At 72.5% G+C, this 20,476-nt stretch carries 22 protein-coding genes; 9 read left to right on the forward strand and 13 right to left on the reverse strand.

The window, feature by feature from the left end; genetic code table 11:
- Positions 1–58 precede the first annotated feature (58 nt).
- From ACIPRD_RS12865 to ACIPRD_RS12885, 5 genes are all read right to left on the reverse strand, one after another.
- Positions 59–1,351, reverse strand: a complete 1,293-nt coding sequence (locus ACIPRD_RS12865; RefSeq protein WP_401562620.1) for a DUF6986 family protein — start codon at positions 1,349–1,351, stop codon at positions 59–61.
- A gap of 160 nt (positions 1,352–1,511) precedes the next feature.
- Complete coding sequence (locus ACIPRD_RS12870) at positions 1,512–2,474, reverse strand: electron transfer flavoprotein subunit alpha/FixB family protein (RefSeq protein WP_356401630.1); 963 nt, start codon at positions 2,472–2,474, stop codon at positions 1,512–1,514.
- 51 nt (positions 2,475–2,525) lie between these two features.
- A complete protein-coding gene (locus ACIPRD_RS12875) occupies positions 2,526–3,311 on the reverse strand; it encodes an electron transfer flavoprotein subunit beta/FixA family protein (protein WP_356401628.1) in 786 nt (261 codons plus the stop codon).
- Positions 3,312–3,529: 218 nt separating this feature from the next.
- Positions 3,530–4,039, reverse strand: a complete 510-nt coding sequence (locus ACIPRD_RS12880) for a flavin reductase family protein (protein ID WP_356401626.1) — start codon at positions 4,037–4,039, stop codon at positions 3,530–3,532.
- 208 nt (positions 4,040–4,247) lie between these two features.
- The gene (locus tag ACIPRD_RS12885; RefSeq protein WP_401562623.1) at positions 4,248–4,574 is read right to left on the reverse strand and encodes a TlpA family protein disulfide reductase; all 327 of its coding nucleotides are present in this window, start codon (positions 4,572–4,574) and stop codon (positions 4,248–4,250) included.
- Between the two features lie 424 nt (positions 4,575–4,998).
- On the opposite strand from ACIPRD_RS12885, the gene ACIPRD_RS12890 reads away from it, so the two are divergent.
- Complete coding sequence (locus ACIPRD_RS12890) at positions 4,999–5,727, forward strand: lysophospholipid acyltransferase family protein (protein WP_356401622.1); 729 nt, start codon at positions 4,999–5,001, stop codon at positions 5,725–5,727.
- A 303-nt stretch (positions 5,728–6,030) separates the two neighbouring features.
- Entirely contained in the window at positions 6,031–6,327 is a 297-nt protein-coding gene (locus tag ACIPRD_RS12895; protein WP_401562625.1) for a hypothetical protein, read from the forward strand.
- Positions 6,328–6,478: 151 nt separating this feature from the next.
- On the opposite strand, the gene ACIPRD_RS12900 is transcribed toward ACIPRD_RS12895, so the two are convergent.
- Genes ACIPRD_RS12900 through ACIPRD_RS12910 form a run of 3 tightly spaced genes read right to left on the reverse strand, consistent with a single transcriptional unit; the run spans position 6,479 to position 9,770 of the window.
- Positions 6,479–7,549: a low specificity L-threonine aldolase gene (locus tag ACIPRD_RS12900; RefSeq protein ID WP_356401841.1), complete on the reverse strand. Its 1,071-nt coding sequence runs from the start codon at positions 7,547–7,549 to the stop codon at positions 6,479–6,481.
- Entirely contained in the window at positions 7,546–8,322 is a 777-nt protein-coding gene (locus ACIPRD_RS12905; RefSeq protein ID WP_356401839.1) for an SDR family oxidoreductase, read from the reverse strand. Before ACIPRD_RS12905 ends, ACIPRD_RS12900 begins: the two co-directional genes overlap by 4 nt.
- Before the next feature lie 50 nt (positions 8,323–8,372).
- Positions 8,373–9,770 carry a DUF6421 family protein gene (locus tag ACIPRD_RS12910; RefSeq protein WP_356401618.1) on the reverse strand — a complete coding sequence of 466 codons (1,398 nt, stop codon included), beginning with the start codon at positions 9,768–9,770 and terminating at the stop codon, positions 8,373–8,375.
- 510 nt (positions 9,771–10,280) lie between these two features.
- Here ACIPRD_RS12910 and ACIPRD_RS12915 point away from each other — a divergent pair.
- On the forward strand, positions 10,281–10,964 hold the full coding sequence (locus ACIPRD_RS12915) for a glycerophosphodiester phosphodiesterase family protein (RefSeq protein WP_356401616.1): 684 nt from the start codon (positions 10,281–10,283) through the stop codon (positions 10,962–10,964).
- A 151-nt stretch (positions 10,965–11,115) separates the two neighbouring features.
- Here ACIPRD_RS12915 and ACIPRD_RS12920 read toward each other — a convergent pair whose 3' ends face one another.
- Positions 11,116–11,655, reverse strand: coding sequence for a GNAT family N-acetyltransferase (locus ACIPRD_RS12920; RefSeq protein WP_356401614.1), 540 nt, complete (start codon positions 11,653–11,655; stop codon positions 11,116–11,118).
- Between the two features lie 150 nt (positions 11,656–11,805).
- Between ACIPRD_RS12920 and ACIPRD_RS12925 the strand changes: the two genes are divergently transcribed.
- Positions 11,806–12,210: a VOC family protein gene (locus ACIPRD_RS12925; RefSeq protein WP_356401612.1), complete on the forward strand. Its 405-nt coding sequence runs from the start codon at positions 11,806–11,808 to the stop codon at positions 12,208–12,210.
- A 38-nt stretch (positions 12,211–12,248) separates the two neighbouring features.
- Here the strand turns inward: ACIPRD_RS12925 and ACIPRD_RS12930 are convergent, their stop codons facing one another.
- Complete coding sequence (locus ACIPRD_RS12930) at positions 12,249–13,145, reverse strand: LysR substrate-binding domain-containing protein (RefSeq protein WP_356401610.1); 897 nt, start codon at positions 13,143–13,145, stop codon at positions 12,249–12,251.
- A gap of 143 nt (positions 13,146–13,288) precedes the next feature.
- Between ACIPRD_RS12930 and ACIPRD_RS12935 the strand changes: the two genes are divergently transcribed.
- Both ACIPRD_RS12935 and ACIPRD_RS12940 read left to right on the forward strand, forming a co-directional pair.
- Positions 13,289–14,299 (forward strand): aldo/keto reductase, encoded by a 1,011-nt coding sequence (locus tag ACIPRD_RS12935; protein ID WP_356401608.1) that lies wholly within the window; start codon positions 13,289–13,291, stop codon positions 14,297–14,299.
- A gap of 44 nt (positions 14,300–14,343) precedes the next feature.
- Positions 14,344–14,781: an SRPBCC family protein gene (locus ACIPRD_RS12940; protein ID WP_401562628.1), complete on the forward strand. Its 438-nt coding sequence runs from the start codon at positions 14,344–14,346 to the stop codon at positions 14,779–14,781.
- Positions 14,782–14,924: 143 nt separating this feature from the next.
- Here the strand turns inward: ACIPRD_RS12940 and ACIPRD_RS12945 are convergent, their stop codons facing one another.
- Entirely contained in the window at positions 14,925–15,857 is a 933-nt protein-coding gene (locus tag ACIPRD_RS12945) for an aminoglycoside phosphotransferase family protein (RefSeq protein ID WP_401562630.1), read from the reverse strand.
- Between the two features lie 180 nt (positions 15,858–16,037).
- On the opposite strand from ACIPRD_RS12945, the gene ACIPRD_RS12950 reads away from it, so the two are divergent.
- Entirely contained in the window at positions 16,038–16,391 is a 354-nt protein-coding gene (locus tag ACIPRD_RS12950; RefSeq protein WP_356401602.1) for a hypothetical protein, read from the forward strand.
- 28 nt (positions 16,392–16,419) lie between these two features.
- On the opposite strand, the gene ACIPRD_RS12955 is transcribed toward ACIPRD_RS12950, so the two are convergent.
- Positions 16,420–16,902: a MarR family winged helix-turn-helix transcriptional regulator gene (locus tag ACIPRD_RS12955; RefSeq protein ID WP_401563177.1), complete on the reverse strand. Its 483-nt coding sequence runs from the start codon at positions 16,900–16,902 to the stop codon at positions 16,420–16,422.
- Positions 16,903–17,146: 244 nt separating this feature from the next.
- Positions 17,147–18,961, reverse strand: coding sequence for an FUSC family protein (locus ACIPRD_RS12960; protein WP_401562632.1), 1,815 nt, complete (start codon positions 18,959–18,961; stop codon positions 17,147–17,149).
- A 178-nt stretch (positions 18,962–19,139) separates the two neighbouring features.
- Here ACIPRD_RS12960 and ACIPRD_RS12965 point away from each other — a divergent pair, with 178 nt between their 5' ends.
- Together ACIPRD_RS12965 and ACIPRD_RS12970 are read left to right on the forward strand one after the other, a co-directional pair.
- Positions 19,140–19,697 carry a DUF5134 domain-containing protein gene (locus ACIPRD_RS12965; protein WP_356401597.1) on the forward strand — a complete coding sequence of 186 codons (558 nt, stop codon included), beginning with the start codon at positions 19,140–19,142 and terminating at the stop codon, positions 19,695–19,697.
- A 59-nt stretch (positions 19,698–19,756) separates the two neighbouring features.
- Positions 19,757–20,470, forward strand: a complete 714-nt coding sequence (locus ACIPRD_RS12970) for a phosphatase PAP2 family protein (protein ID WP_401562634.1) — start codon at positions 19,757–19,759, stop codon at positions 20,468–20,470.
- Positions 20,471–20,476 lie beyond the last annotated feature (6 nt).

The following is a 20,476-nucleotide window of genomic DNA, read 5'->3' on the forward strand; positions in this document are numbered from 1 at the left end:
GCGGCCGCGGGGAGCGCCGCGCGGGGATCCAGGCGGAGCGAGCGCCGGGCGACGCCCCCTACGGGGTGTCCCTCCGGTGCCGGCCCGGGGCCGCGAGTGTCTCCAGTTCGGGCCGGGTCAGGCCGGTGAGGGGTGCGACCTCGGCGGGGTCGAGGGCACCGCAGTCCAGGCCGCGGAGCAGGTAGCCGCTGAGGGCCTTGGCGGTGGCGGGCTCGTCCATCACGTCGCCGCCGGTGCGGTTCACGTAGCGGGCGAGCCGGTCGGCGGCCTGCTCGAAGCCCTCGCGGTAGAAGGCGAAGACGGCGGCGTAACGGGTCGGCAGGTGGCCGGGGTGCATGTCCCAGCCCTGGTAGTAGGCACGGGCCAGGGCGCGCCGGGTGAGGCCGTAGTGCAGGCGCCAGGCCTCGTGCACCCGGTCGGCGGTGCCGACGGGCAGGACGTTGGTGGAGCCGTCCGAGACACGTACTCCGGTGCCCGCCGCGGCCACCTGCATCACGGCCTTGGCGTGGTCGGCGGCGGGATGGTCGCTCGACTGGTGGGCGGCGGAGACACCGAGGGCGGCGCTGTAGTCGAAGGTGCCGTAGTGCAGTCCGGTGGCGCGGCCCTCGGCGGCCTGGATCATCCGGGCGACGGTCGCGGTGCCGTCGGCCGCGAGGACCGCCTGGCCGGTCTCGATCTGGATCTCGAAGCGGAGCCGGCCGTCGGGCAGCCCGCGCGCCTTCTCGAAGGCCTCCAGGAGGCGCACGAACGCGGTGACCTGTTCGGCGTACGTCACCTTGGGCAGCGTGAGCACCAGGCCCTCGGGGAGGCCGCCGTGGTCGAGCAGTCCGGTGAGGAAGACGTCGAGGGTGCGGATGCCCCGCTCGCGCACCGCGGCCTCCAGGCACTTCGTGCGGATGCCCGTGTACGGGGGCGCCGTTCCGGTGCGGTGCGCCTCGGCGATCAGCCTGGCGGCGCGGGCGGCCGCCTCGTCCTCCTCGGCGTCGCGGCGGATGCCGTAGCCGTCCTCGAAGTCGACGCGCAGGTCTTCCACGGGCTCGTGCTCCAGCTTGGCGCGGACGCGCGAGTACACCGGTTCGGCGAGAGCGCCGGAGAAACCGAGGACGGCCGCGAACGAGGCGGCGTCCGGGGCGTGTTCGTCCAGGGCGGCAAGCGCCCGGTCGCCCCAGGACCGTACGGTGCCGGCGTCGAAGGCGTCGCCGGGCACGTACACGGTGTGGACGGGCTGCCGGGTGCCGGGGTCGCCGGGGTAGCGGCGCTCCAGGTCGGCGTCGACGGGGGCGAGCAGCGCGCCGATCTCCTCGGACACCGCGCCGGGGAGGCTCGTCGATGCCTTGTCCCGCTGATCCATCCCACACCCTCCGAGGTCCCGCGGTACGGAATCAACAATCCGTTGACGAACCTATCCGCGGTGTTTCGTACCGGTCAACACTCCCCCGCGCCTCCGGGAGAAGGCCGAGGCCCCCGCGGCCGCTCGGGCGGTCGTGGGGGCCTCGGTTCCGGGGAGAGGATCAGCCCTTGCGGACCTTGATCTCCTCGGTCAGCTGCGGGACCACGTCGAAGAGGTCGCCGACGACGCCGTAGTCGACCAGCTCGAAGATCGGGGCCTCGGCGTCCTTGTTGACGGCGACGATCGTCTTCGAGGTCTGCATACCGGCGCGGTGCTGGATCGCGCCGGAGATGCCGTTGGCGATGTAGAGCTGCGGCGAGACCGACTTGCCGGTCTGGCCGACCTGGTTGGTGTGCGGGTACCAGCCGGCGTCCACCGCGGCGCGCGAGGCGCCGACAGCGGCACCGAGGGAGTCGGCGAGCGCCTCGATGATCGAGAAGTTCTCGGCGCCGTTGACACCACGGCCACCGGAGACCACGATCGCGGCCTCGGTCAGCTCCGGACGGCCCGTGGACTCGCGCGGCGTGCGGGCGGTGACCTTGGTACCGGTCGCCTGGTCCGAGAAGGACACGGCGAGGGCCTCGACGGCGCCGGCGGCCGGGGCGGCCTCGACGGCGGCCGAGTTCGGCTTGACCGTGATGACCGGGGTGCCCTTGATGACACGGGACTTGGTGGTGAAGGACGCGGCGAACACCGACTGGGTGGCCACCGGGCCCTCGTCGCCGGCCTCGAGGTCGATCGCGTCGGTGACGATGCCGGCGCCGATGCGCAGCGCGAGGCGGGCGGCGATCTCCTTGCCCTCGGCGGAGGACGGGACCAGCACGGCGGCCGGGGAGACGGCGTCGTAGGCGGCCTTGAGGGCGTCGACCTTCGGCACGACCAGGTAGTCGGCGTACTCGGACGCGTCGTGGGTGAGGACCTTCACCGCGCCGTGCTCGGCGAGGACGGCGGCGGTGTCGGCGGCGCCGTTGCCGAGGGCGACGGCGACGGGCTCGCCGATGCGGCGGGCCAGGGTCAGCAGCTCGAGGGTGGGCTTGCGGACGGCACCGTCCACGTGGTCGACGTAGACGAGGACTTCAGCCATGGGATTGCTCTCCTGCGTAACGAAGTTGAGGGGCGGTCAGGGGGCGAGCCCTTAGATGAACTTCTGGCTCGCGAGGAACTCGGCGAGCTGCTTGCCGCCCTCGCCCTCGTCCTTGACGATGGTGCCGGCGGTGCGGGCCGGACGCTCGGTCACGGCCTCGACCTTGGTCCAGGCACCGTCGAGACCGACCTCTTCGGCGTCGATGTCCAGGTCGGAGAGGTCCCAGGACTGCACCGGCTTCTTCTTCGCCGCCATGATGCCCTTGAAGGACGGGTAACGCGCCTCGCCCGACTGGTCGGTGACGGAGACGACGGCCGGGAGGGAGGCCTCCAGCTGCTCGCTGGCGGCGTCGCCGTCGCGGCGGCCCTTGACCGTGCCGTCCTCGACCGAGACCTCGGAGAGCAGGGTCACCTGCGGGACACCCAGACGCTCGGCGACCAGCGCCGGGACGACACCCATGGTGCCGTCGGTGGACGCCATGCCGGAGATGACGATGTCGAAGCCGGCCTTCTCGATCGCCTTGGCCAGCACCAGGGAGGTGCCGATGGCGTCGGTGCCGTGCAGGTCGTCGTCCTCGACGTGGATGGCCTTGTCGGCACCCATGGACAGCGCCTTGCGCAGGGCGTCCTTGGCGTCCTCGGGGCCGATGGTCAGCACGGTGACCTCGGCGTCGTCGGCGTTCTCCGAGATCTGGAGGGCCTGCTCGACCGCGTACTCGTCCAGCTCGGAGAGCAGACCGTCCACGTCGTCGCGGTCGACGGTCAGGTCATCGGCGAAGTGCCGGTCGCCAGTGGCGTCGGGCACGTACTTCACAGTGACAACGATCCTCAAGCTCACGCCGGCTCTCCTACTGCATCGTCTTTTCCGGGCTGCCTCTTGAAGGCAGCATAGGCGCCTCAAGCGGCCGATCCCGGTCGGGGCGTCGGCGCGCTCCGACCGAAATATTACTCGTCAGTACACCCAGTTCCGGCCTGCTGAGCAAGCGCTTTGAACTGTGACCTTCGCAACGCAGCGTAACCGGAGTCCGACGGCCGCGCGGACGGCGGGGGGCGTGATCAATCACGCAGGGCGTTGAACCGGCCCTGGTGGTAGAGGAGCGGACGGCCGGCGCCGGTGGGATCGCCGAGGGCGACCTCGGCGAGCACTATGCGGTGGTCCCCCGCGGGCACCCGGGCGACGATCCGGCAGACCAGCCACGCGAGCACGCCGTCCAGGACGGGGACGCCCTCCGGGCCCTCGCGCCACGCGGTGGGCGCGCCGAAGCGGTCGGCGCCGCTGCGGGCGAAGGTGGCGGCCAGGTCGCCCTGGTGCTCGCCGAGCAGGTGCACGCCGACGTGACCGGCCTCCGCGATCGCGGGCCAGCTGGAGGCGCCGGTGCCGATCCCGAAGGAGATCAGCGGCGGTTCGGCGGAGACCGAGGTGAGGGAGGTGGCGGTGAAGCCGACCGGACCGGACTCCCCACGCGCGGTGATCACCGCGACGCCGGCGGCGTGCCGGCGGAAGGTGGAGCGCAGCAGGTCGGGCGAGGCGAGCTGGAAGGTGCCGAGGTCGGGCGTGGCCGTCATCGAGGTGTCCTTCTGCTGGGGCGGGCGAGCGGACGCGTGGCTGCTCAACAGCCCGGACAGCCCGCGCTCGCGGTGCGGGCCAGGTCGACGTGCGCCCGGCCGAAGAGAAGGAGGTCGTTCGGCATACGGTCAGGCTGACGATAGGTGGCGGGTGCAGTCAAGTTCGTTCCGGGATCCGGGAGATGCCTCACCCCGCGGCCGGGCACCCTCACACGGCCTCCCCCAGGGCGGCGATGACGTCCGCCTTGCGCGGCTGCCCGGCGGCGCGGCGCACCACACGGCCGTCCGCGTCGAGCACCAGCACGGTGGGCGTCTTGAGGACGCCCAGGGCGCGTACGAGGTCCAGGCGGGCCTCGGCGTCGACCTCGACGTGGCTGACGCCGGGGACCATCGCGGCGACCTCGCCGAGGACGCGTCTCGTGGCCCGGCAGGGCGCGCAGAAGGCGCTGGAGAACTGCACGAGCGTGGCCCGCTCCCCGAGAACACCGCCGAGTTCGGCCGCTCCGAGCCGTTCGCCCTCGTCCCGCTCGCGCACACGCGCCCTCCCGTTCCCGCGGTGTGTGACGGCGGGGCGTCCATGCCCGCCGTCGCGGCCGGCACCGGGTACGGCGCCCGCCGGTCGTCACTCCCACCAGCGCCTGCGGGGCCGTAAAGATTCCCGCCCCGGGGACTGTCCGCCTTCTGCCGGTTTCCTCCCGCACGGCCGTCGATGACCGCCCGAAACAGGAGTTGTTCCTGCTTCCGAAGAGGCTCCCGTTAAGCACGGAGTAAAGCCCACTTAAAGATCAAAGGTGGGATGTAGGCCGACGTGACGAGGATCTCGCCGCCGCGCGGCGCCAGGACTGGCTCCCCGTGCGTTCTTGGGGCACGATCTGCGAGACGCCGTAAACCTACGGCTGCGTAACTTACCGCCGGGAGCCCCCCTTTCCCGAGCAGAGCAGAAAGGGTCCACCCCGCCCATGGCAGAGCTGGTCTACCGTCCCGTCGTCGGATTCGCCAAGACCTTGTTCAAGGTGTGGGACCTCAAGATCGACTGCAAGGGCTCGGAGAACATCCCGCGCTCGGGCGGCGCCGTGCTGGTGAGCAATCACATCAGCTACATGGACTTCATCTTCAACGGCCTGGCGGCCCTTCCGCAGAAGCGGCTGGTGCGGTTCATGGCGAAGGAGGCCGTGTTCCGCCACAAGGTCTCGGGACCGCTGATGCGCGGCATGAAGCACATCCCGGTGGACCGCCGGCAGGGCGAGACCGCCTACGCGCACGCGCTCGACTCGCTGCGCTCCGGTGAGATCGTCGGTGTCTTCCCCGAGGCCACGATCTCGCAGTCCTTCACCCTGAAGAGCTTCAAGTCCGGTGCGGCACGCCTCGCCCAGGAGGCGGGTGTCCCGCTGATCCCGATGGCGGTGTGGGGCACGCAGCGGCTGTGGACCAAGGGCCAGCCGCGCAACTTCAAGCGCAGCCACACCCCGATCACCATCCGCGTCGGCGAGGCCGTCGAGGCCCCGCGCGACCAGTACGCCGGGGCGATCACGCGCCGCCTGCGCGAGGGCGTGCAGGAACTGCTCGACGCCGCTCAGCGGGCCTACCCCGCCCGCCCCAAGGGCGCCGAGGACTCCTGGTGGCTCCCGGCCCACCTGGGCGGCACCGCGCCGACCCTGGAACAGCTGAAGACGGCCGAGGCCCACTGACGCCGGAGCCCCGGTGTTCCGCACGGACGCCGTCGCGGTGAGGGGTACCGCGCGGGACTCCGCGGTCAGATGTACAGCGCGGCCTCCGCGGTCAGATGTACGGCGCGGACTCCGGCGCCCGGCGGTGCCGCGTCACGCCTGACCGTGACCGTCCCACCGCCCCCTTCCCGCTGGAGGGAACTCGGGCCCGCCCGGCACCTCTCACCGGGCGCGGTCCCGGCGGCGTGAGATCGTTCCGTCGTGGAGTGGAGCGCCCGTCCCGCCCGGACGAGCAGCGCGGCCCGCTCCGGGGGGAGCGAAGAGATGTCACCGATGTTCCTGACGCTCGCCGGCGCGGAGTCGCCCGGCCGGGAGTTCCTGTACGCCGCCGTCCTGGCCCTGCTCGGCGGTGTCGCTCTGTGGAGCGGGCGCGGCAGGCGGCGCGCCGGACGCCTCGACGCCGTCCGGGACGAGGTGGGGATCCCCGCCGGACGGCCGGATCCGGAGTCGCTCGCGACCGTCAGGCGGTTCCAGGGGGCCGTACAACTGGTCGTCGGGAGCCTGCTCCTCGCGGGTGCGGCGGCTCTCGCCCTCACCGCGCTGGCGCAGCTCACGGGCTGAGGCGCGCCGCCCTCGCCGCCGGCGTACGGGGCACCGCTCGCACCGGTTCGCACCGTCCGGCCGGTACGACGGGAACGCCCACATCACACGCGGACCGCCCCGCACCATCGCTCCTGCGATGGTGCGGGGCGGTCCGCTGTGCGGGACGGCGCTAGCGCGCCATCTCCTCCTTGAGGGCTGTCACGAAGGCGTCGACGTCGTCCTCCGTGGTGTCGAAGGAGCACATCCAGCGCACGACGCCGGCGTTCTCGTCCCAGAAGTAGAAGCGGAACCGCTTCTGGAGCCGCTCGCTCACGTCGTGCGGGAGCCGGGCGAAGACGCCGTTGGCCTGCACGGGGTGGAGGATCTCCACGCCGTCCACCGCGCGGACGCCCTCGGCGAGTCGCTGGGCCATCGCGTTGGCGTGGCCGGCGTTGCGCAGCCACAGGTCCCCGGCGAGCAGCGCCTCCAGCTGCACCGACACGAAGCGCATCTTGGACGCGAGCTGCATCGACAGCTTGCGCAGGTGCTTCATCTGCCGCACCGCGTCCTGGTTCAGGACGACGACCGCCTCGCCGAACAGGGCGCCGTTCTTCGTGCCGCCCAGGGAGAGGATGTCGACGCCGGCCTCGGTGGTGAAGGCCCCCATGGGGACGCCCAGGGAGGCGGCGGCGTTGGATATCCGGGAGCCGTCCAGGTGCACCCTCATGCCGTGCGCGTGGGCGTGCTCGCAGATCGCACGGATCTCCTCCGGCGTGTACAGCGTGCCCAGCTCGGTGGACTGGGTGATCGACACGACCTGCGGCATGGCGCGGTGCTCGTCGTCGAAGCCCCAGGCCTGCCGGTCGATCAGCTCCGGCGTGAGCTTGCCGTCGGGCGTGGGCACGCTGAGCAGCTTGAGGCCGCCCATGCGCTCGGGGGCGCCGCCCTCGTCGACGTTGATGTGCGCGCTCTCGGCGCAGATCACCGCGCCCCAGCGGTCGGTGACCGCCTGGAGGGCGACGACGTTCGCGCCGGTGCCGTTGAAGACCGGGAAGGCCTCCGCGGTGGGGCCGAAGTGGCGCCGGACGATCCCCTGGAGGTTCTCGGTGTAGTCGTCCTCGCCGTAGGAGACCTGGTGGCCGCCGTTGGCGAGGGCCAGGGCGGCCATCACCTCGGGGTGCGCCCCGGCGTAGTTGTCACTGGCGAAGCCACGGACCTGCGGGTCGTGATGACGACGGGCGTCGGTCATGGTGGGGTTCACGGCTTCTCGGTCAGCCACAGACGGTTTCCGTTCACTTCGGAGGCGGGCCGGTCCCAGACGCCTACGACGGCCTCGGCGAGGTCCTTGACGTCCGTGAAGCCCGCGAACTTCGCGTTGGGGCGTTCGGCGCGCATCGCGTCGTGCACCAGTGCCTTCACCACCAGGATGGCAGCAGCGGCCCGGGGTCCGTCACCCTCCTCGGCGGCGACCCCCGCCTTGCGGAAGCCGTCGGCCATGGCGAGCGTCCAGGCCTCGGCGGCGGCCTTGGCCGCGGAGTACGCGGCGTTGCCCGCGGTGGGCTTGGACGCGCCGGCGGCGCTGATCAGCAGGTAGCGGCCGTCGGCGCTGCGCCGGAGGCCGTCGTAGAAGGCGAGCGAGGTGTTCTGGACCGTGCGGACCAGCAGCTTCTCCAGCAGGTCCCAGTCGGCGAGGTCGGTCTCGCCGAAGGAGCTGCTCCCCCGCCAGCCGCCGACCAGGTGCACGAGACCGTCGACGCGGCCGAACTCCTTCTCGATGCGGTCGGCCCAGGCACGGGTGGAGTCGAGGTCGAGCAGGTCCACCGTCTCGCCGACGACGGTCGCGCCGCCGTTCGCGTAGCGGGCGGCGTCCACGGCCTCCGCGAGGCGGGTGGCGTCGTTGTCCGCGCCGACGACGACGGCGCCCGCCTCGGCGAGCCTGCGCAGGGCCGCGTGCCCCGCGGGGCCGCCCGCCCCGGCCACCGCGATCACCGCGCCGCTGAGCGGCCCGTTCGCCCCGTTGGCTCCGTTCGCCATGGACTTCCCCTCTTGGTTCTCTTCAGCGGTGGTGTGGTGGAGACGGTCGCTCACGCGGCGACCTGCTCGGCGCGGTCCGCCGTGATGCCCTTGGTGGAGGCGATCACGTGCTTCAGCTTCTTGGACAGGGCCTCGTAGAACATGCTCAGCGGAAACTCGTCCGCGAGCACGTCGTCGACGAGCTTGCGGGGCGGCTGGGTCAGGTCCAGGGCGTCCGGACCCTTGGCCCACTTGGAGCCGGGGTGCGGGGCGAGGTAGGTCGCGACCAGCTCGTAGCCGGCGAACCAGTGCACGAGCTTGGGCCGGTCGATGCCGTCCCGGTACAGCTTCTCGATCTCGGCGCAGAGCTGGTTGGTGACCTGCGGGGCGCGCTCCCAGTCGATGGAGAGCCTGTTGTCGGTCCAGCGGAGAACGTCGTGCTTGTGCAGGTAGGCGAAGAGCAGCTGGCCGCCGACGCCGTCGTAGTTGCGGACGCGGTCGCCGGTGACCGGGAAGCGGAACATGCGGTCGAAGAGCACCGCGTACTGCACGTCACGGGCCTGCGGGACACCGTCCGCCTGGAGCTTCACGGCCTCCTTGAAGGCGGTGAGGTCGCAGCGCAGCTCCTCCAGGCCGTACATCCAGAACGGCTGGCGCTGCTTGATCATGAACGGGTCGAACGGCAGGTCGCCGTGGCTGTGGGTGCGGTCGTGGACCATGTCCCACAGCACGAAGGCCTCTTCGCAGCGCTTCTGGTCGTGGACCATCGCGGCGATGTCCTCGGGCAGCTCCAGGCCCAGCAGGCCGACGGCCGCGTCGGTGACCCGGCGGAAGCGCGCGGCCTCGCGGTCGCAGAAGATGCCGCCCCAGGAGAAACGTTCCGGCGCCTCGCGTACGGCGATCGTCTCGGGGAAGAGGACGGCGGAGTTGGTGTCGTAACCGGAGGTGAAGTCCTCGAACGTGATGCCGCAGAACAGCGGGTTGTCGTACCGGGTGCGCTCCAGCTCGGCCAGCCACTCGGGCCAGACCATGCGCAGCACCACGGCCTCCAGGTTGCGGTCCGGGTTGCCGTTCTGCGTGTACATCGGGAAGACGACCAGGTGCTGCAGACCGTCGGCACGGCTCGCGGCCGGCTGGAAGGCCAGCAGCGAGTCGAGGAAGTCCGGCACCTGGAAACCGCCCTCGGCCCAGCGGCGCAGGTCGGCGACGAGGGCCTCGTGGTAGGCGGCGTCGTGCGGAAGGAGCGGGGAGAGGTGCCCGACCGACTCCGTGACACGGCGTACGGCGGCCTCGGCCTCGGAGCGCTCGGGGGCGCCCTCGGCCTCGAAGTCGATCGACCCGTCCTTCGACTGCCATGGCCGAATCTGCTCCACCGCATCCTTGAGCACAGGCCAGGCGGAGTGGTCCACCACCCGGGGCTGCGGAGAAACCTGCTCTCCCGTACCTGCCTGCACAAGAATTTCCGTCATGTCCCATCCTCCACGGGAGAACCTCGCGTATGGACACCGTATGCATACCCGGATTCACCCAGCAAGAGCCCCCTCGGGAAATTATTCTGTCCGGCCGCATGGTCACGGATGTTTTTCCTGTGGCAAACCGTGACGGCGCTCACTTTCACAGTCCGCCGCGATGCCGCCCGGCGTCACTCGCTGCAATGCTCCGTCACTCGGCGCTGCCGCGAGCGCTGCGCCGTACCCGGACGGCCTTCGTACGGCACGGTCCGGCGTCTCGCCGCGGTCCGGTCAACCCCGCTGCGACACGCCCGCGTCGGAGTGACAACGGGGGCGGGTATGAGCCAGACGCGGCGCGCCTCGCGGACGGATCCCCCGCGCAGACGCGGGTTCATCGCGGAACCAGCCCATTAGGCTGCGACCCTGCCGCGCGGACGACGACGTCCCGTCGCTTCCGCGGGCTCCTGGCGCTCGGCTCCGGCCGTACGCGAGGACACCACCGCCGCCTCGACGGAAGCGAGTTGAACCTTGAACTTCCTTACCATCGGTCACCGCGGGGTCATGGGTGTCGAGCCCGAGAACACCCTTCGTTCCTTCATGGCCGCGCAGACAGCCGGCCTCGACCTGATCGAACTCGACCTGCACCTGAGCAAGGACGGCGCCCTCGTCGTCATGCACGACGCGGAGGTGGACCGCACGACCGACGGCACCGGGCCGATCGCCGAGAAGACCCTCGCGGAGCTGCGCACGCTGGACGCGGGCCGCGGGGAGCGGGTGCCGGTGTTCGAGGAGGTCCTCGACACGGTGAGGTCGCCGCTGCAGGCGGAGATCAAGGACGTGGCGGCGGCCCGTGCGCTGGCCGAGGTCATGCACCGCAGGGACCTGACCTCGCGGGTCGAGGTCTCCTCGTTCCACGACGAGGCGATCGCCGAGATCGCCCGCCTGGTCCCGGGCGTGCGCACCGCGCTGATCGCGAGCCGCTACGGCACCGATGTGGTCGAGCGCGCCACCGAGGCGGGCGCCGAGACCCTCTGTCTCAACGTCCGCAGGCTGACCCTGGAGGTCGTCGAGCACGCCCGCGCGGCCGATCTGAAGATCATCGGCTGGGTGGTCAACACACAGGACCACCTGAGGCTCGTACGCGCCCTCCAGCTCGACGGCGCGACCACGGACTACCCGGAGATCAAACGCACGGGCCGTTTCACGGCCTGACCCCGGGAGCGCGCGCCCCGGTCACCGACCGGCCGCGGCAGGGCCGGGGGCCCGGCGGCCGGAGCGGTACCCGCGCCCCTGACGGCGTGGCGTGTTCATCCTGGCGATCCGGTGCCGGTCCCCCGCATGAACGTCACGCCGCGCGCGACCGTCACACCAGCGGCTTGACCAGCAGCTCGAACTGGAGGTCGTCGCGCTGCGGGATGCCGAAGCGCTCGTCACCGTAGGGGAACGGCGTCATGGTGCCCGTACGGCGGTAGCCGCGCCGCTCGTACCAGGCGATCAGGTCGTCGCGGACCGAGATCACCGTCATGTGCATCTCGCTGACGGCCCACTCCTCCCGGGCCCGGCGCTCCGCCTCGGCCATGACGGCCTTGCCGACACCGGCCCCCTGGAGGGCGGGGCTGACCGCGAACATGCCGAAGTAGGCGTGGTCCCCCCGGTGCTCCAGCTGGCAGCAGGCGACGATCCGGCCGTCCTGCTCGACGGTCAGCAGCCTGCTGCCGGGCGACTTGATCACCTGGAGCACGCCCTCGGGGTCGGTCCGCTGCCCTTCCAGGATGTCCGCCTCGGTGGTCCACCCGGCCCGGCTGGCATCTCCCCGGTACGCCGACTCCACGAGCGCGACGAGTGCGTCCACGTCGGTGTCGACGGCGTCGCGGAACGCCAGTGGGGTGGTGGTGCTGTCCATGCGGTCGGTCTCCGATCTCGGGCGCGGCTGAGCCAGGATCGAGGGTAACCGTGCCGCCGGACGCGCCGTCCCGGCAGGGCGGTGACGCGGGACCGGCGCCGCCGCCCGCCTGCCCCCCGATCCGCCGGACAGGCCGTAGGCTCCGGTCGCATGGTGCATGTTCTCGGCAGCCGGACCCTGCTCCGCCCCGTCGACCCCGACCGCTCCCGCGCCTTCTACGGCGAACAGCTGGGCCTCGCCGTGTACCGGGAGTTCGGCACGGGCCCGGAGCGCGGAACCGTCTACTTCCTCGGCGGCGGCTTCCTGGAGCTCTCCGGCCGCTCCGAACCCCTTCCCGACTCCGCGCCGCCGCCCGCGGTACGGCTGTGGCTGCAGGTCGAGGACGCGGCGGCGGCGCACGAGGAACTGCTGGCCAGGGGCGTGGCGATCGTACGGCCGCCGGTGAAGGAGCCGTGGGGTCTGGTCGAGCTGTGGATCGCCGACCCGGACGGCGTCCCCGTCGTCCTGGTGGAGGTCCCGGAGGACCATCCACTGCGGTACCGCCCCGGCATCTGACCGGCCGCGGGCCGCGGACCGATCCGCCTGATGGGCCGTCAGTCGCCCGACGCCGCCAGGACGTTCTCCCGGAAGGCGGCCACCACCGGGCGCAGATCGATGTGATGCCAGGCCGCCCACAGCCGCACGGAGCTCTTGAACCAGGGGAGTTCACGCACGGCCACTCCCTGGGCGGTGCCGTGCAGCATGCTCTTCTGGATGAGCGCCAGACCGAGCCCCGAGGCCACCAGGCCGAGCGCGGTGAGGGGTTCGGTGGCCTCCATCCGGATGTCGGGGGTGAAACCCGAGGCGGCGCAGGCGGCGATGAAGTCGTCGCGCCATGCCGGGTTCTGGCTGTTCTCGACCGCGATCCACGGCAGGCCGTCGAGATCGGGGGGCAGGATCTCCTCGCGGTCCGCCAGCGGGTGCCCGGCCGGAAGGGCGAGCAGGAGGGGGTCCTCCAGGAGCAGTGCGGACCTCAGGTCGGGGTCGTCCTCGGCCGGCGGTTCGGCGACGAAGCCGATGTCCAGGCTGCGCTGCCGCAGCCCCTCGAACTGCTGCGCGGCGGGGAGGTTGTAGAGGGCCACGTGGATGCCCGGGCGCTCGCCGTGCAGGGCGCGCAGGGAGCGGGGCAGGACGCCGGCGTGCATGGCGTCGCCGACGTACCCGATGCACAGGCCGCCCTCCTCGCCGCGGCCGAGCCGCCGGCCCAGGTTCTCCAGCCGGTCGGCGTGCCGCAGCAGGGCCTTGGCCTCGGAGAGGAAGACGCGGCCGTCGGCGGTGAGCCGGATACGCTGCTGGCTCCGCTCGAACAGGGTGAGGCCGAGGTTCTTCTCCAGCTGGGCGATCTGCCGGCTGAGCGGGGACTGCGAGATGTGCAGCCGGTCGGCGGCGCGGCCGACGTGTTCCTCCTCGGCGACGACCACGAAATAGCGAAGTTGTCGCAGGTCAAGCATGTAAGACCTCTCGGGACTCAAGTGTGTCCAAGCAAGTCTTGGACAGTCTCAATATCCGATCCTAACCTCGGCAGAGCAAGAACCGCAGAAGTCGCAGAACGTGACGAACACTGCGGAAAGCCATGCAGAGAAGGATCAGTTCCATGGGTATCAAGTCCCTCCTCCCCGGCCCCCTCGGATTCGGCACCGCCCCGCTGGGCAACATGTTCCGCGCCATCCCCGAGGAGGAGGCCGCGGCCACCGTCGAGGCCGCCTGGGACCAGGGGATCCGCTACTTCGACACCGCCCCGTTCTACGGCGCCGGCCTGTCCGAGCTGCGCCTCGGCGAGGCCCTCGCCGGCCGCCCGCGCGACGAGTACGTGCTGAGCACCAAGGTCGGCCGTGTGATCTTCGACGAGCTGGAGGACCCGGCCGCGCGCGAGCTCGGCGAGAAGGGCGGCCTGTTCGAGCACGGCCGTTCCAACAAGATGGTCGACGACTACACCGCCGACGCCACGCTCCGCTCCATCGAGGACAGCCTCCAGCGGCTGCGCACGGACCGGCTGGACATCGTGTGGGTGCACGACATCGCCCAGGACTTCCACGGCGACGAGTGGCTGGCCCGTTACGAGACGGCCCGCACCGGCGCCTTCCGGGTCCTGCAGCGCCTGCGGGACGAGGGTGTCATCAAGGGCTGGGGTCTCGGCGTGAACCGCGTCGAGCCGATCGAGCTCACCCTCGACCTGGACGAGCCCAAGCCGGACGCCTTCCTCCTCGCGGGCCGCTACACCCTGCTCGACCACGACCGCGCCCTGGAGCGCCTGCTCCCGGCCGCCGTCGCGCAGGACGTCGACATGGTCGTCGGCGGCCCCTACAGCTCCGGTGTCCTCGCCGGCGGCCGGCACTTCGAGTACCAGGAGGCCCCGCAGGCCATCATCGAGAAGGTCGAGCGGATCAAGGCCCTCGCCGCCCTGCACGGCATCAGCATCAAGGCGGCGGCCCTGCAGTTCGCCCTGGCCCACCCGGCGACCGCCGCGGTCGTACCCGGCGCCACCCGGCCCAGCCGTATCGCCGAGGACGTCGCCGCTCTGCACGAGACCGTCCCGGCCGCCTTCTGGAGCGCGCTGCGCGAGGAGAACCTGATCTCCGCCGACGCGCCCCTCCCCACCGAGTGACCCGTCCCGACAGTCCCCTTCGCACGAGAAAGGCCCGCAGCACCATGGCCGGCACCACCACGTCCATCGACGTCCCCTTCTCCCCCGACCACGTCTGGCAGCTCATCGGCGGCTTCGGCTCCCTGCCGGACTGGCTTCCCTACATCCCGGCCAGCGAACTGAGCGAGGGCGGCCGCGTCCGCAGCCTGAAGAACGAGGAGGGCGACGTGATCGTCGAACGCCTCCAGGCCTTCGACGAGGAGGCGCGCAGCTACACGTACGCCATCCTGCGGGCGCCCTTCCCGGTCACCGGCTACCTCTCCACCCTGACCGTGCACGAGCTCCCCGAGCCGGGCTCCGCGCGGATCGAGTGGTCCGGCTCCTTCACCCCGGCCGGCACCAGCGACGAGGAGGCCGTGGCCCTGTTCCACGGCATCTACGCGGACGGCCTGGCCGCGCTGGAGCGGACCCTGCGGGAACAGAACCCGGCCGCCGGCCGCTGACCCGCCCGACGCGACACACGGCCGGCCGGCCGGGGAACTCCACCCCCGGCCGGCCGGCCGCCGCACCCCGGGCCGCACCCGGGCTCCCACCACCCCGTCCGTCCGGCCACCCGCCGGCCCGGTCGTCCACCCGCCGAAACGGCCTACGGGTGTTCGGTGAGCAGCTCCGCGAGGCTGTCGGCGAACCCGGTGAGCCGGTCGAGCCGCGGTCCACCGCGCGCGATACGGAAACCGTGACGACGACCCCAGAACGCGGCCCGGACGGCATGGAACTGAGCCCACCGCCGGACGCGTCCGCGGTCGAGTTCCGCGGCCTCCGCGAAGACGTCCAGCACGCGGTGAACAGCCCTGCGCAGGTCGTTCGTCTCCAGGAGCGTCAGCGCGCGGGACTTCAGCAGGGTTCCCCCGTCGTATGCGGGGTCTCCCACGTACCCCTTGGGATCGACGGCCAGCCACGGCTCCCGGTCGGCGCGCAGGATGTTCCGGGCGTGCAGGTCGCCGTGGACGATGGTGTCCGGCTGGCCCCGGCCCAGCTCCCGGACGGTCCCCACGGCGGCGTCCAGCACCTGACGCGGCAACGCGTGCGGCAGTTCCGCGGCGTCCCCGCGCAACTGCCGCTCCCAGTCATCGGCCTGTTCGCACAGCCGGGGCAGGCCGGGCGGTGCGGGAACGGCGAGGCGGCGGTTAAGCCGCCCGGCGACCGTCACCACCTCGTCGCCGTCCTCGACCTCCGCCAGGGTCGAGGACCGGACCCGCTCCAGCAGCATCGCGAACCGCTCGTCGTCCCGCTCCCGCAGCAGGACAGCGCCGCGGCCGCCCCAGGCGGCGAAGGCGTCGGGCTCGTGGACGTTGCCGGGATGCGGGAACGACACCTTCAGCACGGCGCTCTCCTCGGCCCGCCGCCGTACCGGGACGATGACGCCGACACCCCCGTGCATGATGTCGCCGTCCGGCACGCACCCCCAGCGCGCCAGCAGCTCCTCCACGATCCCGGGCAGCGCGGCGAGCCACACCGCCCCGGCCTCCCCCTCGCGGCCGACAGTGCTCCGTACGAACTCCTCCGGCATCACGATCACCCCGGCACCCTAGGGGACGTCTCCCCCAGGGGGTGTCCTGCCCTGAGGCCTGTCCGGTGACCGCTGGTCACGGAAGCCGGCCGGGGTGGGGAAACCGCGTGGCTGTCGGGTCGGCGGTGCCGGTATCGTCCGGTCTCCCGACCCGCCGTGACCGCGGGCCACGTCCAGAGAGTGATGCGGATGACCAGCCGGCGAGCGACGACGACCCTGTGGCGCCCCACCGGCCCCACGGAGCTGGACCTGGTCCGGGAGCTCGACTGGCGTGCCTGGCCGCCCCGGTTGCCCGAGCAGCCGATCTTCTACCCGGTCCTGAACGAGGACTACGCGGTCAGGATCGCGCGGGACTGGAACGTGAAGCACGACGGCGCCGGGTTCGTCACGCGCTTCGAGGTCGAGTCGGAGTTCCTGAGCCGGTATCCCGTTCAGCAGGCCGGCGGGCGGACGATCCTCGAACTCTGGGTTCCGGCCGAGGAACTGGACGACTTCAACGCCCACATCGTCGGCGAGATCCAGGTGGTCCACGAGTTCCGCTGAGGCGGCCGGCCGACCGGCGGGAGAGTCCTCAGGAGCGCAGTGCGCTCATGCGGCCCTCCAGGGTGCCGAGCAGATCGCCGAGCAGTGCGGCCAGTTCGCCCTGTTCGCCGGGGGCGAGGGTGGCGAGTACGGCCGTCTCGTAGGCGAGTTGCTCGGGCAGGATGCGGTCGACGAGGTCGCGTCCGGCGTCGGTCAGGCGGAGGTGGGCGACGCGGCGGTCCCGGGTGTCGCCGCGCCGTTCGACCAGGGCGCGTCCGGTGAGGCTCTTGAGCCGCTTGGTGACGGCGGCTCCGGAGGAGAAGGTCTCCCTGGCCAGTTCGCCGGGGGTCAGTTCGTGGCCGGTCCGGCGCAGTGCCCCGAGCAGGTCGAACTCCGGGCGGCTGAGGCCGGCCCGGCGCAGCGGCGCGTCCTCGGCCTGCTGGAGGAGGGCCGCGCAGCGGTTGATGCGGCCGATGACCTCCATCGGGCCGGTGTTCAGCCAGGGGTGCACGGCCTGCCACTGCCTGACCACGGCGGCGACGGTGTCGCCCGGCGAGGACGACTGCCCCGTGGGGGCTCCTTGTTCCGCCCCGCCCCCCGCAACGGTCCGGGTGTCCGCCGCGTCGGCGTGCGCCGCCGCCGGGATCCGCTGCTCCGTGGCCTCCCCGGGCTCTCCGTTCCCGCCGGCTTCCCCGGCTTCCCTGGCCTCCCCGGCTTCCCCGGCTTCCCTGGCCTCGGGCCTCCCGTTCGTCGCCGTCATGCCTGTGCGTCCTCCGTCATGCCTGTGCGCTCTCCGTCGTGGTGCGGGTGTCCCAGGGAGGGACGCCCCCTGGGGGAGACACCCCCTGGGCCGGCGGCGCGGTCCCCCGGCTTCGTACCGTCGCCGCGAGCGTACGGTGTCCGCGCTGTTCGACGAGAGCGACCCGCTCCCGGGACAGCGGGCGCTGCCACCACTCCCCCGACGCGGTGTCGGCCGTGGCGCGCAGGTCGGCCAGGGCGACGGTGAGGGCGCGGCGGGCGGCCTCCAGGGAACCGGACCCGGTCCGCGCGCCCGCCATCAGGTGTGCGGCGTGCGTTTGGGCGCGTTCGGCCGCGGCGAGGGCGGGTCCGACGCGGGCTCCGGCCCGCCGGTTGGTGACCGCGACGGCCGCGACGAAGCCGACCAGCGCGCCGAGCACGGTGTCCGCGACCCGCTCGCCGATCAGCCGCCCGGGATCCTGCGCGTGGCCGAACTCGGTGATCAGCAGCGCCATCGGCGTGACGCAGACACTGCCGAGCCAGTAGTTGCGGGCGATCAGCGCCTCGGCCCCGAAGCTGAACGCGAGGCAGCACAGCACGAGGGCGGCCGGGTGGAGGTGGGCGAGCGGCGCGACGGCGGCGAAGACGAGAACGCCGAGGAGGTTGCCGACGACCCGTTGCACCGCCCGGCTCCAGATGAGGGTCACGTTGGCCTGGTAGAGGGAGGCCGCGGTGACGAGGGCCCAGTAGGGGCGGCCGACACCGAGGGCCAGAGCGGCGTACCCGGCGAGGGCGCAGCCGAGCACGGTACGCGTGGCGACGGGGATGACGGCGGCGAAGCGCTCGCGCACGCGCGGGCGGTGCCGTGCGGCGACGGGGCCGACACCGGCCACCGTCTCCGCGCCGATGCCAGCCACCACGTCCGCGCCGGTAGCGGTCACCAGGCCGGCGCCAGTGCCAGTGCCAGCGTTGGCAGCGGCAGCGGCAGCGGCAGCAACGTTGGCGTTGGCAGCGGCGCCGGTACCCGTGCCGGTGTCGACCAACCCCGCACGACCGGCCCCACGCGCCTCGCCCGCCCAGGCCCGCAGTCGCTCCGAATCGGCCTCGGCGGGGGCCGCGAGCGCGACCTCGGCTCGGACGAGGAGTCGTTCGAGGGCGCGTCGGACGGTGTCCGTTCGGGTCGGGGCGCCGGGCAGGGCCTGCCGGGCGGCGCACACGGCGGCCGTCGCGGCGGTGCGGGCGCGGACTTGGTGCTCACCGGCGCCGTGCGCGACGGCGTACGCGGCGGTGGCGTCGAGGGCCTGCGCGACGGCGCGGCGCTCGGGGCCGTAGGGGCGTACCAGGACGGGGGCCATTCCGACCAGCCATGCCCAGGCGCCGGCCGCCAGTGCGAGGCCGACGTGCCCGGGGACCTGGCCGACGGTCTGGGGTGCGAAGAGCGAGGCGGAGCTGACGAAGGCGAGCACCACGTTGCCGGGCGGCCCGATCCGGGTCGCGTCGCACACCGCCTTCTGCGCCGCCGCCAGGAGGGCGCCGACGGTGACGAGTACCACGGTGTCACTGGTCAGTGACGCGGCGAGCAGCGCCGCGGCGAGTCCGCCGGTCATGCCGAGGACCACCAGCGCCAGGGTGCGGGCACGGGCGGCGTAGGGCCGGCTGTGGGCGTACAGCGCGCACAGGGAGCCCGCCGTCGTGTAGAGGGCGAGGTCGAGGCGGCCGAGCGCCAGCAGGAGGAGATCGGGCGGCGCGGTGGCGGCGACCACGCTGAGCGCGGGCTTGAACCAGATCGCGGAGGGCGGCCCGAGGCGGAGCGCCCCGGCGAGAGGAAGCCGACGGTGGATGGCACTGCTCATAGGATGAACTTAGCAGGTGTTTTACTCGTAAAACTTAACCCTGGGCTCCGGCGCATCGGCCCCGCTCACCGCCCGCGCTCCTCCGCATGCTCCCCGTGTACACCCTTGCGCTTGCTTGCGCTCCGCATGGCGTGGGCATCGCAACTCTCGACCGACCGTCGAGCGGGGGGTGGTGCGCGTGCACGGACCGGTGTCGCCGGCCTGGCTGCTGGTCGCGCTGTGCGCGGCTGCCGGCTCCTACTGTCTGCTGCGGATGCGCAGCGGGGTCGAGGAGCAGCGTCGCGCGGCCGGCGGCGAGGCTCTCATGGGGTTCGGCATGGCCGCGATGGCCGTACCGGCGACGGTGTTCGCGCCGCCGCACTGGACGTGGCCGCTGTACGCGGCCGTGTTCGGCGCCGCGGCGCTGCGCACGCTGTGGGCGGCCCGGCGCGACGCCCACCATCTGCACCATCTGATGGGGACGGCCGCGATGGTCTACATGGCCCTCGTCATGGCCACGTCGCCCGCCTCTCATGCCCACGCCCACGCGCACATCGGCGCCGGCGTACCGGCCGTGACCGGTGTGCTGCTGCTCTACTTCACCGGCTACGTCCTGCTGTCCGGGGCCCGGCTGGTGCCGACCGCCGGTGCGGCGGGCGGCTCCGGGCCGCTGCGCTGGGGCGACCGTCCCGAACTGGCGCGGGCGTGCCGGGTGTCGATGGGGATCGGTACGGTGGCGATGCTCCTGACGATGTGACACGCCGGGCTCGCGGCGCACGGACCGGCAGCGGCCACCGTGTGCAGCAGGATCGCCCTATGCCCCACCGACCGTCCGGCCCCGGACGCCCCGGACCCCGTACGCCGGCTCATCGCGCCGCGGCCCGGGCGACAGCCGTGCTCGCCGTCTGTTCCGCCCTCCTGGTGGCGCTGGTCGCCACGCACTGGCATCCCCTGCTCGCCCTGGACAGCGCCGTCTCCCGTACGACACACCGCTGGGCGGTCCGCGACAGCGGGGTCACCCACGTCTTCCGTGTCCTGACGGACTGGGTGTGGGATCCGCTGACGATGCGCCTGCTGGCGGCGGGAGCCGCGCTGTGGCTGATCCTGCGGCGCGGGGCCTGGTGGCCGGCGCTGTGGCTGGTGCTCACCTGCGCCCTGGCGGCGGGCGTGCAGCAGGTGATGAAGGCCGCGGTCGGGCGGCCGCGCCCGGTGTGGCCCGACCCGGTGGACAGCGCGCGCTACGCGGCCTTCCCCTCCGGTCACGCCATGACGGCCATGGTGGTCTGCGGCCTGCTGCTGTGGCTGCTCCGTCGGCGCACGGCGAGCACGGCCCTGTGGGGTGCGGCCGTAGCGGCGTCGGTCGTCACGGTGGCCGGTGTGGGTCTGACCCGGGTGTGGCTCGGTGTCCACTGGCCCTCGGACGTGCTCGGCGGTTGGCTGCTGGGGGCGTTGATGGTGACGGCCGCCGTGGCGGTGTACGAGTGGCCGCGCGTCGACGGCGGCCACCGCCCCTCACGGCGGCCGGAGTAGAGTCCC

The sequence above is a fragment of the Streptomyces sp. NPDC090108 genome, from assembly GCF_044747185.1.
Taxonomy (GTDB): domain Bacteria; phylum Actinomycetota; class Actinomycetes; order Streptomycetales; family Streptomycetaceae; genus Streptomyces.